13 protein-coding genes, 2 tRNA genes and 2 other annotated features are annotated in these 14,976 nt (G+C 37.2%); all 15 genes read right to left on the reverse strand.

The window, feature by feature from the left end; all coding sequences use genetic code 11:
• Nucleotides 1-31 precede the first annotated feature (31 nt).
• Nucleotides 32-664, reverse strand: coding sequence for a response regulator (locus tag ACZ42G_RS09320; RefSeq protein ID WP_013787811.1), 633 nt, complete (start codon nucleotides 662-664; stop codon nucleotides 32-34).
• Nucleotides 657-1,805: a sensor histidine kinase gene (locus ACZ42G_RS09325; RefSeq protein ID WP_464850178.1), complete on the reverse strand. Its 1,149-nt coding sequence runs from the start codon at nucleotides 1,803-1,805 to the stop codon at nucleotides 657-659. Before ACZ42G_RS09325 ends, ACZ42G_RS09320 begins: the two co-directional genes overlap by 8 nt.
• A 110-nt stretch (nucleotides 1,806-1,915) precedes the next feature.
• Nucleotides 1,916-1,989 (reverse strand) — tRNA-Ile (locus ACZ42G_RS09330).
• A 1-nt stretch (nucleotide 1,990) separates the two neighbouring features.
• A tRNA-Ala gene (locus tag ACZ42G_RS09335) sits at nucleotides 1,991-2,066 on the reverse strand.
• A 38-nt stretch (nucleotides 2,067-2,104) separates the two neighbouring features.
• Nucleotides 2,105-2,815 (reverse strand): sporulation protein YunB, encoded by a 711-nt coding sequence (yunB, locus tag ACZ42G_RS09340; protein WP_464850179.1) that lies wholly within the window; start codon nucleotides 2,813-2,815, stop codon nucleotides 2,105-2,107.
• Nucleotides 2,816-2,866: 51 nt separating this feature from the next.
• Nucleotides 2,867-5,227 (reverse strand): endonuclease MutS2, encoded by a 2,361-nt coding sequence (locus tag ACZ42G_RS09345; protein WP_464850180.1) that lies wholly within the window; start codon nucleotides 5,225-5,227, stop codon nucleotides 2,867-2,869.
• A complete protein-coding gene (locus ACZ42G_RS09350) occupies nucleotides 5,227-7,572 on the reverse strand; it encodes a U32 family peptidase (protein WP_464850181.1) in 2,346 nt (781 codons plus the stop codon). The genes ACZ42G_RS09345 and ACZ42G_RS09350 overlap by 1 nt, the downstream gene beginning before the upstream one ends.
• A gap of 53 nt (nucleotides 7,573-7,625) precedes the next feature.
• On the reverse strand, nucleotides 7,626-8,000 hold the full coding sequence (locus ACZ42G_RS09355; protein ID WP_085112195.1) for a cell division protein ZapA: 375 nt from the start codon (nucleotides 7,998-8,000) through the stop codon (nucleotides 7,626-7,628).
• Nucleotides 8,001-8,097: 97 nt separating this feature from the next.
• A complete protein-coding gene (gene pheT / locus ACZ42G_RS09360) occupies nucleotides 8,098-10,479 on the reverse strand; it encodes a phenylalanine--tRNA ligase subunit beta (RefSeq protein WP_464850183.1) in 2,382 nt (793 codons plus the stop codon).
• A gap of 12 nt (nucleotides 10,480-10,491) precedes the next feature.
• Complete coding sequence (pheS, locus tag ACZ42G_RS09365; RefSeq protein ID WP_464850185.1) at nucleotides 10,492-11,511, reverse strand: phenylalanine--tRNA ligase subunit alpha; 1,020 nt, start codon at nucleotides 11,509-11,511, stop codon at nucleotides 10,492-10,494.
• Between the two features lie 48 nt (nucleotides 11,512-11,559).
• Nucleotides 11,560-11,774 (reverse strand) — a binding site (T-box leader).
• Nucleotides 11,775-11,807: 33 nt separating this feature from the next.
• Nucleotides 11,808-12,578, reverse strand: coding sequence for a TrmH family RNA methyltransferase (locus ACZ42G_RS09370; RefSeq protein ID WP_464850186.1), 771 nt, complete (start codon nucleotides 12,576-12,578; stop codon nucleotides 11,808-11,810).
• Between the two features lie 55 nt (nucleotides 12,579-12,633).
• Nucleotides 12,634-12,993 (reverse strand): 50S ribosomal protein L20, encoded by a 360-nt coding sequence (rplT, locus tag ACZ42G_RS09375; protein ID WP_013787802.1) that lies wholly within the window; start codon nucleotides 12,991-12,993, stop codon nucleotides 12,634-12,636.
• Between the two features lie 19 nt (nucleotides 12,994-13,012).
• A complete protein-coding gene (gene rpmI, locus ACZ42G_RS09380; RefSeq protein WP_085112199.1) occupies nucleotides 13,013-13,210 on the reverse strand; it encodes a 50S ribosomal protein L35 in 198 nt (65 codons plus the stop codon).
• A gap of 17 nt (nucleotides 13,211-13,227) precedes the next feature.
• On the reverse strand, nucleotides 13,228-13,740 hold the full coding sequence (gene infC / locus ACZ42G_RS09385; protein ID WP_013787800.1) for a translation initiation factor IF-3: 513 nt from the start codon (nucleotides 13,738-13,740) through the stop codon (nucleotides 13,228-13,230).
• Nucleotides 13,741-13,761: 21 nt separating this feature from the next.
• Nucleotides 13,762-13,873: a sequence feature (ribosomal protein L20 leader region), on the reverse strand.
• Nucleotides 13,874-13,929: 56 nt separating this feature from the next.
• A complete protein-coding gene (locus ACZ42G_RS09390; protein ID WP_464850188.1) occupies nucleotides 13,930-14,976 on the reverse strand; it encodes a chorismate synthase in 1,047 nt (348 codons plus the stop codon).

Here is a 14,976-nt window from a genome sequence, read left to right on the forward strand (position 1 = left end):
CTATAAAATATTTTTGGAATAAAAGCAAATTTTATGTATGCATATTGTACATGTTATTATTTTTTAATAGATATATGGCAGCTTGAGTCCTATCTTTTACATCTAATTTTCTAAATATATTGTACACGTGATTTTTGACTGTCTTTTCGCTTAAGAAAAGCTTATCCGCTATCTCTTTATTGCTATACCCTTCAGCGATTAAATTTAAAATCTCAAACTCTCTGTCAGTAAGATCTTTTTTGCATTCATTTTTCTCTAAGCTTTCAATTTCCCTGATAAGTGAAGGGTGTATATAAACGCCTCCATTTGATATGATTCTTATAGCCTTTATAAGTTCATCTGAATCTGCATCTTTTAATATGTAACCTTCCACGCCAATCTTCAATGCTTCCATAAGGTACTCTTTGTCATTGTAGATAGTCAAAAACATTATTTTATTTTTAGGATCATTGCTTTTAATCATCTTTGCAGCTTTAATGCCATTTACATTTGGCATGTTTATATCCATCAAAATTATATCTGGAGAATTATTTTTAGCCAAATTATAAGCTTCTTCTCCATCTGAGGCTTGATACACCACTTTCATATCTTCTTCTAATTCAATTATCTGCTTTAACCCTTGACGCAAAAGCACATGGTCGTCAGCAATCATAATGTTAATCATTGCACTTATCACCACCTAGCGGAATAGAAATGTAAATTTGTGTCCCCTCATTAGGTGAACTGTTTATTTCAAATTTCCCGTTTAATATCTGAACTCTCTCCCGCATCCCCAACAGCCCAAATTTATTGTCTTGAGATGTCTTTTCAAAGCCTACACCGTCATCTTTTATAATTATGCTTATAAAGCGATCGCCAAACTCTAATCGTATCACGGCATTCCTCGCCTTTGAGTGCTTCCGAATGTTTGTCAAGGCTTCCTGAATGACTCTGAAACAGGTTATTTCTATCTCAGGCTTTAATCTTTTATGTTCAGATAAAGTAATAAAATCCACATTTATTCCAGTATCATTTTTAAAGTCATTTATGTACTTTGATACGGCAGGTATTAAGCCTAAATCATCAAGAACAGACGGCCTTAAATCGTATATGATCTTCCTCACTTCTTTTAAAGATAAGTGTGCTATGTCTTTAAGGTTTTTAAGCTCATCTTTTGCTTTTTCTGTATCTTTGCTAATGAGTTTCTCGCACAGCTCCGCTTTTAATATTACATTTGCCATAGACTGCGCAGGACCATCGTGAATCTCTCGGGCGATCCTCTTCCTCTCATCTTCCTGAGCTTCTATTATTCGTATGTTTAGAAGCTGCCTGTCTTTAAGTTCTTCGTACTGATTGTGAAGCTTTGTCAAATCTCCTGTCAAGTAATCAAGGGCAACACCTATCTGTGTAGAAAGTTTTTCTGCTTTCTCTACAATCGCCCTATATTCAATGAGCTTTCTTTCCAGCTCATTTCTTCTTGCTATAAGGTCTTTTTCTTCCTGCCTTTTTAAAATAAGCGCTACCTGAATCTCTTTCGCTTCTTCGTAAGCTTCCTTTATGGCATCCTCACTTATGTTGCCAAAGCGCTGGCTTACATAAGCCAGTTTTAGCTTAGAGCTTTTCTCTTTTCTTTCAAGTTGTTCTACCTCTTTTATAACAAATCTGACCTTGACTTTCAGCTCGTTTATCTGTTCTTCTAAAAGATGATACTCATTCCTTGTCCTCTCTAATATTTCTGAAATCTGCTCTTTGCTGCTGCCTATAACTTCTATCGTCTTTTCTACTATGTTGTCAAGTTTTTTATCATATTCAAACTTGGAAGCCATTTTTACACCTCAAAGACAAATTTTATTTATCTAATTCGACAAAAATTTGCTAATTCCTCTATTTTTTTAAATTTTAGACATAAAAAAAAAGACCCGCTAGGGTTTACAAATGGGCTTAGATGGACTTGAACCATCGACCTCACGCTTATCAGGCGTGCGCTCTTACCGCCTGAGCTACAAGCCCATGGTGGAGATGAGGAGATTCGAACTCCTGACCCCCTGCTTGCAAGGCAGGTGCTCTCCCAACTGAGCTACACCCCCGTCAAACAATTATTATTATACCATAATTTCTAATGTTGTCAATTGCTTTCTATATTAATTTTTGAATTTCCATTTGGAACAGGAACAGTGTACTTATTGCCGTTGACGTCTACAAAGCTTTGAGGCACATCGCCTACAATTATGCTGTCGGCAATAGGCATGTGTGTGGATACCTGTATTTGCTTTGATGCAAGCGGCGCAATTATTTGAATGTTCGTCTTTATGTAGAGGTATATTATGTGCCTCGTCTGATTTATCCCTGCTGGTTCAAAGCTTGATTCAAAGTCTACATTCACCGAGCCGATTGGCAGGAGTCCTACTTTTATCTTTGGGCCTGTATTTGCAAATACATCCTTTGATATTAGGCTGCCAAGAGGTAATTTCACGTACACCGATCCTATGCTGTTTAAATTATCCTGAACAGCTTGAGTAATCTTTGCTGACAAAATATTCATCTCTATCGTATTAGCTTGCAGCATCGATACTTTTCCGCTGTTGTCAGTTCTTACATTTATAAGGTCGCTGTATTGAATGCCTTTTAGAACTTTTTCATTGATGGATTTATTGATAGATTTTACAGCTACCTCCTGAGCTACTGTCTCACTGGCCTTAATAAGCGCAGGTGTCAACCTGTACGTTACAAACATATACAGCAATGATAATATAAATAATGATGCCAAAATGTAAACAAAATTTTTGTTTATCCCACGTATTTTTATCCTCCTTCTTCCCCACTTTTTTCTCCTCATATAGAAAAACACCTCCTCTACATTTTATGATAGAGGAGGTGTTTTGGTTACTCATTTTTCTTTTAATTCTACGATTGTGACGCCATCTTCTCCTTCGCCATACCTTCCCAGCCTAAACGACTTTACATGCTTGTTCATTTTGAGAAGCCTTGTGATTCCGCTTCTTAAAGTGCCAGTACCTTTTCCGTGTATGACAGTAACCTGTTTTAGACCTGCAAGGTATGCGTCATCAAGGTATTTATCGACTTCTAGTGAAGCTTCCTCCAATGTCTTTCCTCTCAAGTCAATTGATGTAGAAATATTAGAAGATTTCTCATTAATGTATTTGGCAAAACCTTTCTCCATCTCTTTCTCTTGGCTTGATTCAGCTTCTCTAAGATTGCTAATGTGCACATTCATCTTTAGTATCCCTGCCTGTATCTTTACATTTCCATCTTTATCAGGTTCAGACAAGGCTGTTCCAGTTTGGTCAAGCGGGACTATGTAAAAAGTCTGTCCTGGCATGACATTTCTTGGGATCTTTTTGTACTCAGGGATTTCTGATTTCTTGAGATTTTCTTCCATCTCACTTATATTCTCTTTAAGCTTAAGCCGAGCTTCCTCAATAAGCTTATTTTTTCTATCAGACTTTTCCGCCTCTTTAAGCTTAGCAATAATTTCATCAGCAGTTGCTTTTGTATTTTCTAATATCTTTTTCGCCTTTTCTCTGGCTTTTTCTATTATTTTTTCTCTTTCTCGCTCGGTATCTTTTATTTTTTTCTCATACTCTTGTCTTAAACTTTCTACCTGATTTTTTAATGCCTCAATTTCTCTCTTAGCGTTTTCTGCTTCTATCCTTTTATTTTCAAGGTCTTTTAATATGTCTTCGAATTTTAATTCTTCACTTGTTATATAATTTTTTGCATTGTCTATGATGTCATCATTTAATCCTAATCGCTTGCTTATCTCAAATGCATTGCTTTTCCCAGGTATTCCTATTGTGAGGCGATAAGTGGGCTTTAACGTCTCTACATCAAATTCCACAGAGGCATTCTCCACACCTTCATTTTGCAGTGCATACTGCTTAAGCTCACTGTAGTGTGTCGTGGCAATTGTGCGACAATTCATCCTGTGAAGAAAGTCAAGTATGCTCATGGCAAGAGCAGCACCTTCTGTCGGATCGGTGCCAGCTCCTAATTCATCCAGCAAAACCAAGCTATTGCTAGTGACATTATTTAGTATTTTTACTATATTGGTCATGTGAGCTGAAAATGTGCTTAAGCTTTGCTCTATGCTTTGTTCATCTCCAATGTCCACAAATATATTGTCAAAGAAAGCAACATCAGAACCCTCATCAGCAGGGATATTTAGTCCTGACATAGACATAATCGTCAAAAGCCCTACAGTCTTTAATGTGACAGTCTTTCCACCTGTATTAGGCCCTGTTATGACAAGAGTATTAAAAGATTCACCTAAATGTAGGCTTATAGGTACGACTGCATCTTTTGAGATGAGAGGATGTCTTGCATTTTTTAAATTTACATATCCTTTAGTATTCAATATAGGTTTTGTTGAGTCTGTGCTTATGGAATACTTCGCCTTTGCAAAAATAACATCCAACTCTTTTAATACAACAATATTTTCATGTATCTCATCAACATGTTTTCCTACATCTTCTGTAAGCTCAGCTAAAATCCTTTCGACCTCATGTTGTTCTTTAATCTCAAGCTGTCTTAGATCATTGTTAAGTTCTACAACAGCCATAGGTTCTATGAAAAGCGTAGCACCGCTGGACGATTGATCGTGAATAAGGCCTTTAAATGTTCCTCTGTACTCCTGCTTTACCGGCACCACGTATCTTCCATTTCTTATGGTTATGATGGGATCTTGCAGCTCTTTTGACGAAGACGCAATTATAGAGTTTAATGTATCTCTTATCTTATTGTTTATATGGGCTTTCTGCTTTCTTATCTCTTTTAAGGCAGGCGATGCGTCATCAGCCAGTTCATCTTCAGATATGACAGCTCTATCGATCTTATCGTACAGTTCCTTAATATTCGTAAGCCTCATGTTGTATTCCCTTAAATGTGGAAAATTGCCTTCTTCGTTTTCGTTTCTCAAATACGCTTTAACTTTCCCTGCCAATGATAAAAACCTGGATAGAGATAAAAGCTGTCCCGGGTTCAATGACGACTTTATCTTGGCCTTAGCCAAAATCTCATCTAACTTTTTAAATGCAAAAGAAATATTGCCGTAAGAACTAATAAAAGATACCGCTTCATTTACTTTTTCAATTTCTTCTAATGCTTTTTCTACATTTTCGTACGGTTTAATGCTTAATGCTAATTCTTTTCCCGGTTCAGAATCGCACAAATTTACAATTTGATTAATTATCTTGTCAAATTCCAAATTTTTAAAATACCTTTCATCCATTACAATACCCCTCTGTAAAAATGTCCTCTTGTGTAGTTTTCAACGTGTAAATCGTAAGTTCCAAATTCCAATGAATCTTTGTAAGCTTTTATTACATCTCTTACTTCTTCATCGCTTTCAACTGTATCATTTATCCTTATATAAGATAAACCTGTCTTTTTTAAATCATTCATCTTGTCAACCATGTATAAAACCGATGAGTTTAAAAGCTTTATTTTACAAAAACCGTCGCTTACAATTTTCATGAGATTGCCCTTTCTGTCCTTCAAAAAATATTTTCCTTCTTCACATCCTTTTTTATCGCATCCCTTTAAATTTTTCATTGGACAGTATTCCATCGTCAAAAGCGGCAATCTTCCATAAGCAATCGCCTCAAATTTCGCATTGCTTCTTAAGGATATGTCTTCTATCTGATGAATGTTAAGCTCTGGTGATAGTGTAATTGTATCTGCTTTGTCAAAAAAATCAACAGCAAGGCTATTTGAAACGTTCAAATTAAAATCAACGCAAACATCAAGCCCTAATTTTACTGCAGCATCATACAAACCTAAATTAGTCACAAGGACCTTTTTAAATCCCATTTCTTTTATATTTTTTATCTCTCGCTGAAAGTCATCCAGCTCATCCCTCATTATCTGTGGAAATGCCGGGATTATCTCACATTTATCCATGTAACAAATGATATTTTTCAGCACATCGCCATTTAGCCTGTAATTGAAATAGACTCTATCTGCTCCAAGTGCGCACGCTATTTTCACATGTTCTTCTTTTTCAGTGTAAAATGACAATTTCAAATCACTAATTTTATCATTTATTAATTTATTAAGATTTATGTCAATATTTTTAGGACTTCTATATTTTAATTTTTTTGTAATAAGGTCTTCCACCGCTTTTCTTCTGGTCTCTTTTACCTCACTTAACGGCATAAAGAGACCCTCATCCATGTCTACTTCTATGCTTCTTACAAAGAAAGGCGTATCGTTTATTGACGCCACTTTTTCTATCAATGTGTCTTTGTCAACGGCCTTTTTCAATGCCTTAGTTGAGACAATTTTGCTGTCTTTAGAGACACATATGTCGTTATTTTTAATCATTATATTAAGATGTCTATTTTCTTTCATATTTACAAATACATCAACAGGCGACTTTAACTCATTTGACACAGAAAATAGCCTGTTTAATTTTACATCATACGTTTTGTATAATACGTCACCATAATTTACAGGTATTTTTTTAAGCTCTACAACCTGTCCTTTATGTGCTTCATCCACTTTTTTGCCGTCTACTATAAGAACGTCGACTTTATATCCATGTTCACCAGTTTCTGTTGATATGCCATCTCCAACTGATAGACTGTTTGAAAGCGATACTTTTATTTTTTTGCCATCAATGGATATGACTTTGCCTAATGGAACACCTTTATTTTTTGGATTTACGTAGCTCATGTAATCTGGCTTTTTCTCGTACAGATATCCGTTAGAAAAGCCTCTTGTAAATATTCCAGACATCATTTCTTTGTACACGCCTGTGTTGATATTTTCTCCGCTTAAATATGCATCAATGGCTTTTCTGTATGATGCAACGACAGATGCCACGTATTCTTTTTCTTTCATGCGGCCTTCAATCTTAAATGAGTCAATGCCTGACTCTATCATATCCTTTATGTGGTCTATCGTGCATAAATCTGCCATGCTTAATAAATGCATATTGCTGGCAATTGTATTCATCTTGTCATCTAAAAGATCGTATTTCAAGCGACATGGCCCAGCGCATCTTCCTCTATTGCCACTTCTTCCGCCAATTATGCTGCTAAATAAGCATTGACCGGAGTAAGAAACACAAAGAGCTCCATGAACAAATACTTCCACTTCTATGCCAGTCACAGATTTTATCTTTTCAATTTCTTTTAAGCTTAGCTCACGAGGCATCACGACTCTTTTTATCCCTATCTCTTTAGCTGCTTTAATGCTTTCTAAGTTGCTTAAAGTCATCTGCGTGCTGGCATGTATGTCCAACTCAGGATAGAAGTTTTTAAGTAGTTTAACAACGCCAAAGTCCTGAACTATTATCGCATCCACATTTAACTGATACAGATAATCGATGTATTTGAGAAGCAAATCAACTTCTTTGTTAAACACGATTGTATTTACAGTCACATAAACTTTTCTATCTCTCAAATGGGCATACTCTACTGCTTCTTTCAATTCATCTTCTTCAAAATTTGTCGCATATGCTCTGGCGCCAAAAAGCTTGCCGCCAATGTATACAGCATCAGCTCCGTAATTTAAAGCAAATTTTAGCGTCTCCAGGTTTCCTGCAGGAGCCAGCAATTCTACTCTTTTCATCAAATCACCTTATAAAGATATTTATATACTTAGTCTCTTTATTTTAATAGATTTTAACCAACGTCGTCAAATGTATTTATGTATTCCTCCAACTCTTCTCTTGCTGCTTTTAATTCTTCTTTCAACTTTTCAACTTCTTCTGTTAATTCTTCTATCCTTTCATCATCAGCACTTAACCTTGATTTTAGCGATACAATCTCTTTTTTTAAGGCACTGTTTTCTTCCCTCGAGATAAAAAGCTCATCGGCTATGTTAAGAGCCGATAAAACAAGCACCATCTGATTTGAAAGTCTATTGTAACTGCCAGAAATCCCTGATATTACATCGTTTAAATGTTCTGTCAATCTGAGTATATAATCTTCAGGATAGTCTGTCTTCAATATATACTCGTTGCCATTTATATTTACCGTTATCTTCCTTATTTCCATTAGAACATCCCCTCAAACCAAGCATTACTTTATTTATTTCTACAAATCTTTTCGATTTCCTCCTTTATGAAGAAAAAAAGACCATTTCGGTCTTTTTTTATCTTAATTGCGCTCCAAGCTCATCATTCAGACTCTTTACTATTTTGTCATGGACTTTGCCTACTTCATCGTCTGTCAAAGTCTTGTCGTATGATCTGTACCAAATTGAAAATGCCACGCTTTTTTTGCCATCAGGAATATTTTCGCCTTCGTACACGTCAAACAATTTAACATCATCTACAAGTTTCCCGCCAGCTTTTCTTATGACACTTTCTATATCTGCCACAAATGTGTTTTTATCTACCAGCACAGCTATATCCCTTTCAACGGCTGGATATTTTGGCAGCGGCTTGTAGATTTTCTCGTCGTTTGCGTGCTTAAACAAAAGTTCAAGGTTTACCTCTGCCACGTAAACCCTCTTATTTATATCGTAGTTTTCTGCAACATCAGGGCTTAATTCGCCAAAGACGCATATCTTTTCATCCCCTACAATGACATCAGCAGATCTTCCTGGATGATATGCAGGGTTTTGACTTCTTGCGTATTTGACATTCTTTATGTTAAGGACGTCTAAAAGTTCTTCAACCACACCCTTAATCGTCAGAAAATCCACATCATGTCCATACATGGCAATTATACCGCTTTTTATCTCTGTCGGAAGTTCTTCTACAGGCAGCGATTTCGGTATAAAGACTCTCGATATTTCAAATGCTTTAAATTCTGGGACTTTTCGGCTGTAATTTGTGTAAACCACGTTTAGCATGAATGGCAAAAGCGTCGTCCTCATGTAAGCTTGATCCTCTCCAAGTGGATTCATTATTTTGACAGCATTCCTCAAATAGCTGTCATCAGGCAAATTTATCCTGTCTAAATCCTTCATGCCCATAAATGACGTTGTTATGACTTCATTTAATCCGAATGACAAAAATACATCCTTTACGGTATCTTCCAGCTTCTGTTCTCTTGTCTTAACACCTGCTGTAATCTGAGTTCCTTTTAATAAGGTATCTTCTATGTTGTTGTAGCCGTACATTCTCCCGATTTCTTCCGCAATATCTGCCTCACCATCAATATCACTTCTAAATGCTGGCACCTTTACTATCAAGTTTTCGCCATCGCAGATGGCGCCAAAATTCAAAAATGAAAGTATTTCCTTCATTTCTTGGCAAGACAGATTTGTTCCTAAAAGCTTGTTTATTCTTTCATATCGCACACTTAAGACTTTCTCAGTTACAGGTTTTGGATATACGTCTACAAGCCCTTCTAATATCTCTCCGCCGCTTAATTCAACCATAAGCTGTGCTGCTCTATTGCATGCCAAAACCGTAATCTCTGGATCAAGTCCCTTTTCAAACCTTGACGATGCTTCACTTCTAAGGCCAAGTTTTCTCGATGTATACCGTATATTGCTACCTTTAAAATTGGCGCTTTCTATCAATATGTTTACTGTGTCATCCGTTATTTCAGTATTTTGACCACCCATAACGCCAGCTAAGCCTATAGCCTTTTCCTCATCTGCGATTACAAGCATATCGCTATCCAGAATCCTCTCTTTGTCATCGAGAGTTGTAAGCTTTTCGCCTTCTTTTGCCCTTCTTACAATTATATGCCCGTTTTTGACTTTGTCTAAGTCAAAGGCATGTAGCGGCTGTCCCAATTCCATCATAACGTAATTTGTCACGTCAACTATGTTGTTTATGGGTCTTATACCAGCTTTCAACAGCCTCATTTGCATCCACATAGGCGATGGGCCTATTTTTGCATTCCTTATGACTCTGGCAACGTACCTAAAGCACAAATCATCTGCTTCGATTGTTACAGTAGCTGGATTTTTGTCGTCAACTTCTCTTATTTTAACTTCAGGCATCCTGTAGCTTTTTCTGTACGTAGCTGCAGCCTCCCTCGCAATTCCAACTACTGAAAGGCAGTCAGGCCTATTTGGCGTTATTTCAAATTCTATCACATCGTCCAGTTCAAGAGCATCTCTTACATCGTCTCCTAAAGGAAGCTCAGGAAGAATAAATATGCCGTTTCTCTGGTACTCCGGAAGCAAGCTTTCGTCTAATCCCAATTCTTTGGCAGAGCACATCATTCCATTTGATTCAACACCTCTTAGTTTACCTCTTTTTATCTTTACGCCGCCAGGCAGTGTTGAACCATGCAGTGCGACGGGAATATAATCACCAACCTTGATATTTTGAGCGCCTGTCACTATCTGCAATTTTTCTTCCCCTACATCTACGATTCCTATTTGAAGCTTTAAAGCATCAGGATGTTTTTCTAAAGATACAATCTTTCCTATCACTACATTTTTTATCTCTTGCCCGTAACTTTTTATAGTCTCCACCTTTGAACCTGACATCGTAAGATCGTCAGCCAATTTTTTTGCATCAACAGACAAATCTACGTAGTCTTTTAACCATGAATACGATATTAGCATGTCTTAACCTCCTTAAAACTGTTTAATAAAGCGTAGGTCATTTTCGTAAAGAAGACGCAAATCGTCTATCCCATATTTAAGCATAGTTATTCTGTCAAGTCCCATGCCAAATGCAAAGCCTGAATACTTTTCAGGATCGATTCCAGACATCCTAAGCACATTGGGGTGAACCATGCCAGATCCTAATATCTCGATCCACCCGGAATATCCACAAACTCTACAGCCCTTTCCGCCACATGCAAAGCACGATACGTCCATTTCTGCACTTGGCTCAGTAAAAGGAAAATAGTGAGGCCTGAATTTTGTCTTTGTGTCTGAACCAAAAAGCCTTTTGGCAAATAGATTTAAAACGCCTTTCAAATCTCCCATCGTTATTCCTTCATCAACTGCCAATCCTTCTATCTGATTGAACACAGGAGAATGTGTAGCATCTATTTCATCTGACCTATAAACTCTACCTGGCGATATGACTTTTATAGGTGGTTTGCTTTTTTCCATCGTCCTCACCTGAACAGGCGATGTCTGTGTCCTAAGCAAGATGTTTTTAGTAATATAAAAAGTATCCTGCAAATCCCTTGCTGGATGATCAGGCGGAGTATTTAGCGCTTCAAAATTGTAGTAATCAAGCTCGATTTCAGGTCCTTCGGCGATGGAAAACCCAAGCCCTAAGAATATATCCTTTATTTCATCTAAAACTTTTGTCATAGGATGTTTATGGCCTATCTCATGGACTTTCCCGGGCAATGTTATGTCGATATATTCGCTTTTTATTTTTTTCTCTTTTTCCTGTTTCAACACTTCTTCTCTTTTTTGAGTAAGCTCTTTCTCGATCTCTTCTCTTACCTCATTTGAGATTTTGCCAACAATAGGCCTTTCTTCAGGCGATAGACTTCCCATACCTCTTAATATCTTCGTGAGTTCGCCTTTCTTCCCTAAATACTTAACCCTTATCTCCTCAAGTGTCTTTAAACTTTCCGCAGATGACAGCTCTTTTTTGGCTTCTTCAAGTAGATTTCTCAATGTCTCTTCCAAAGAAATACTCTCCTTTCTTTCCTAAATATAATAAAAAAACTCCATCTTAAAAAGGACGGAGATATGACCGTGGTACCACCTAATTTGGCTAAAAGCCCACTCATTTTGATGTAACGGATATAAACCGGTTATGCCTACTATCAGTTCAGCACACTGCTTAAGAGGGAACTTCCATTACGCAGTACCAACAATGCTCTCAGTCTACGGCATCGCCTCCCTGTCGCACTTAAACGTAATGTACTTTACTCTTTCATCGCATTTTTCTTTATTTTTTTGAATATTATATCATCTTTGCGCTATTTTATCAATCTCTGTCTCTCTGATTCATAAAGGCAAATAGATGCTGCCACAGATACATTTAAAGACTCCGCCATGCCATCCATAGGTATTTTAAACGAATCGTCTACAAATTCATCTAAATCACTATTTACGCCTCTTGACTCATTTCCGAAAATAAGCGCTGCATTTTTTGAAATGTCAAAATCGTAGATGTACTTTTCTGCTTTAAGACTTGTAGACAAAATTCTTATGCCATGTTTCTTAAGTACATGAAAAAGCCTTGAAGGCTCTACATCATTTACGACAGGCAAGTGAAATATGGAGCCCATAGTAGAGCGCAATACTTTAGGATTGTATATGTCTACCGTATTGTTTATGGCAAAAATGCCATCTACGTTAAACGCATCTGCAGACCTTATTATTGTGCCTACATTCCCTGGATCTTGCACTTCGTCAAGTATCACGTAGAAGCCGCCTTCTTTAATGATGTCATTCACTTCCCACTTAGGCATCTTGATAACCGCCATAATCATCTGTGGAGCGACAGTGTCAGAAATCTTCTTAAATACCTTTTCATCCACAAAGACGATCTTTTCCTTTTCAATCTGAAAGTCTATATTAAAATCTTCCGAAACCAGCAGGTGTACAATTTCAAAGCCGCTTTTTAATGCTTCAAAAACGCTGTTTTTGCCTTCTACGAAAAACAGCCTTTTCTCATATCTGTATTTCTTATCCGCTAACTTTTTTACATCCTTTATGAACTCATTTTTTTCGCTTGTTATAACCATTTAACATTCACTATCCTGTATATAGGTTAAAACCCGGCATGTACCGGGTATAAGATTATGCATTCAGTTGTTGTTTTGCTATGTTAACCAACTCTGCAAAAGCCTTGTTGTCGTGTATAGCCATTTCTGACAACATCTTTCTGTTTATCTCTATATTAGCCTTCTTAAGTCCATTTATAAACCTGCTATAAGAAATACCATTTGCTCTTGCTGCAGCGTTAATTCTGGCAATCCACAACTTCCTAAAATCTCTCTTTCTTAATTTCCTTCCAATGTATGCATAATTAAGTGACTTCATTACAGCTTGGTTAGCTACTCTGAAAAGTTTGCTTTTTGCACCGTAGTAACCTTTAGCAAGTTTTAATATTTTTTTATGTCTTTTTCTCGTAACTTTTCCTGATTTTACCCTCGACATTTTTATACCTCCTAATTATTTACGCATAAGGAATCAAGCGTTTTATGTTCTTTGCATCGACACCGCTTAAATATGCTATCTTTCTCAAGTTTCTCTTAGTCTTTCTCGTCTTTTTCGTAAGTATATGCCTCTTAAAAGCTTTTGATCTCTTTACTTTACCGTTTTTTGTAAGAGCGAATCTTTTTGCAGCTCCGCTGTGTGTTTTCATTTTTGGCATTTTCGTATCCTCCTCAATTAAACGTTTTTAGGTGCTAATATCATCATCAAATTTCTGCCCTCCATGTTTGGGGCCTTCTCAACATTACCATATTCTTCTAAGCTCTTTGCAAATCTATTTAACAGTTCTTCGGCAAGATTTGTGTGTGAAGCTTCCCTGCCTCTGAATCTTATCGTCACTTTTACTTTATCTCCATCTTTTAAGAACTTCATGGCGCTTTTGACTTTTACGCCAAAGTCGTGTTCTTCAATCGCTGGAGTCATCCTTATTTCCTTTATGTTGATGACTTTCTGCTTCTTTTTAGATTCTTTCTCTTTCTTGCTTTGTTCATACCTGTATTTCCCGAAGTCCATTAATTTGCATACTGGTGGATTTGCCTGTGGTGCAATCTTAACCAGATCGATGTGCCTTTCTAAAGCAATTTTGTATGCCTCTTTTGCTGACATTATACCTAATTGATTACCATCTTGATCAATGAGGCGCACTTCCTTATCTCTAATTTCCTCATTAACCTGCAGCTCCTTGTTAATAAATACGCACCTCCTAAAATATTACAAAAAATAAAGCGGGTATAAACCCGCTTCTTTTTGGCTAAAACAACATTTTACTTTAAACCTGACACCTGCGGTGAAAGGTGAGAAGCGGGTGCTTCTACTTTAAATACATGTTAAATTATAGCACAACTTATCATCTCAGTCAATACCCTTCTCACCACAAGATCAATACTTTTCAACTCTTTTCATATACATATTAAAGTTTTCCACCATGTCCTGCAAGGAATCTCCGCCAAATTTTTTAGTCATTTCATCGGCTATAGTCCACGCACATACAGCTTCAAGCACAACTGCAGCAGCTTCAACAGCAGTCACATCTGACCGCTCATATGTGGCTTTCACTTCTTCCTTCGAATCTATATCAACAGATGAAAGGGGTTTTCTCAAAGTTGGTATAGGTTTCATATAAGCTCTCAAAACTATTGGCATCCCATTTGAAATACCGCCTTCAATTCCACCTGCGTTGTTGGTCTTTCTGTAAAAATGCCCATCGTAAAATATTTCGTCGTGAACTGAAGAACCCTTTTGCCTCGCCGCCATAAATCCCATGCCGATTTCCACCCCTTTTATGGCTTGGACGCTCATGACGCTATAGGATAAAAGGGCGTCCAGCTTGCGATCCCATTGAACATGGCTGCCTAAGCCTATTGGTACCCCGTCTATTGTGATTTCGATCACACCGCCTAAAGTGTCCCCTTCATTTTTTGCTTCATCTATAAGGGCAGGCCACTTTTCTCTATCTCTTTCTCCACCTATCTCCAATATATCGCTTTTTACAACTATGCCAAAGTTTTTAAGAAGCAACTTTGCTACAGCGCCAACAGATACTCTCGCTGCTGTTTCCCTGGCACTAGCTCTTTCTAAAACATCTCTCATGTCTTTTAAATCATATTTGATGGCACCAGACAGATCTGCATGGCCTGGCCTTGGTCGGGTCACTCTCGGCACATCTTTTCCCTTCCAATTTTCATAATCAAGGTTTCTAATGAGAATAGAAAGTGGTGCACCAATTGTCAAATTGTTTCTGACTCCACCTAAAATGTGAACAGCATCGCTTTCAATAGACATCCTGCCGCCTCTGCCGTAGCCAGATTGCCTTCTTTTAAGTTCATTATTTATGAAATCCACATCTATAAACAAATTTGATGGCAAACCTTCGATGATGGCAACAAGCGCTTCTCCGTGTGTCTCTCCAGATGTTAAATACCTCAA

This window comes from Thermoanaerobacterium calidifontis, from assembly GCF_055381745.1.

Excerpts from the sequence above, each read along its gene's own strand:
- yunB (WP_464850179.1), bottom strand. The coding sequence starts at position 2,815 with ATGAGGAGAAAAAAGTGGGGAAGAAGGAGGATAAAAATACGTGGGATA.
- ACZ42G_RS09345 (WP_464850180.1), bottom strand. The coding sequence starts at position 5,227 with ATGGATGAAAGGTATTTTAAAAATTTGGAATTTGACAAGATAATTAAT.
- rplT (WP_013787802.1), bottom strand. The coding sequence starts at position 12,993 with ATGTCGAGGGTAAAATCAGGAAAAGTTACGAGAAAAAGACATAAAAAA.
- ACZ42G_RS09370 (WP_464850186.1), bottom strand. The coding sequence starts at position 12,578 with ATGGTTATAACAAGCGAAAAAAATGAGTTCATAAAGGATGTAAAAAAG.
- ACZ42G_RS09355 (WP_085112195.1), bottom strand. The coding sequence starts at position 8,000 with ATGGAAATAAGGAAGATAACGGTAAATATAAATGGCAACGAGTATATA.
- rpmI (WP_085112199.1), bottom strand. The coding sequence starts at position 13,210 with ATGCCAAAAATGAAAACACACAGCGGAGCTGCAAAAAGATTCGCTCTT.
- ACZ42G_RS09320 (WP_013787811.1), bottom strand. The coding sequence starts at position 664 with ATGATTAACATTATGATTGCTGACGACCATGTGCTTTTGCGTCAAGGG.
- ACZ42G_RS09325 (WP_464850178.1), bottom strand. The coding sequence starts at position 1,805 with ATGGCTTCCAAGTTTGAATATGATAAAAAACTTGACAACATAGTAGAA.
- ACZ42G_RS09350 (WP_464850181.1), bottom strand. The coding sequence starts at position 7,572 with ATGAAAAGAGTAGAATTGCTGGCTCCTGCAGGAAACCTGGAGACGCTA.
- pheT (WP_464850183.1), bottom strand. The coding sequence starts at position 10,479 with ATGCTAATATCGTATTCATGGTTAAAAGACTACGTAGATTTGTCTGTT.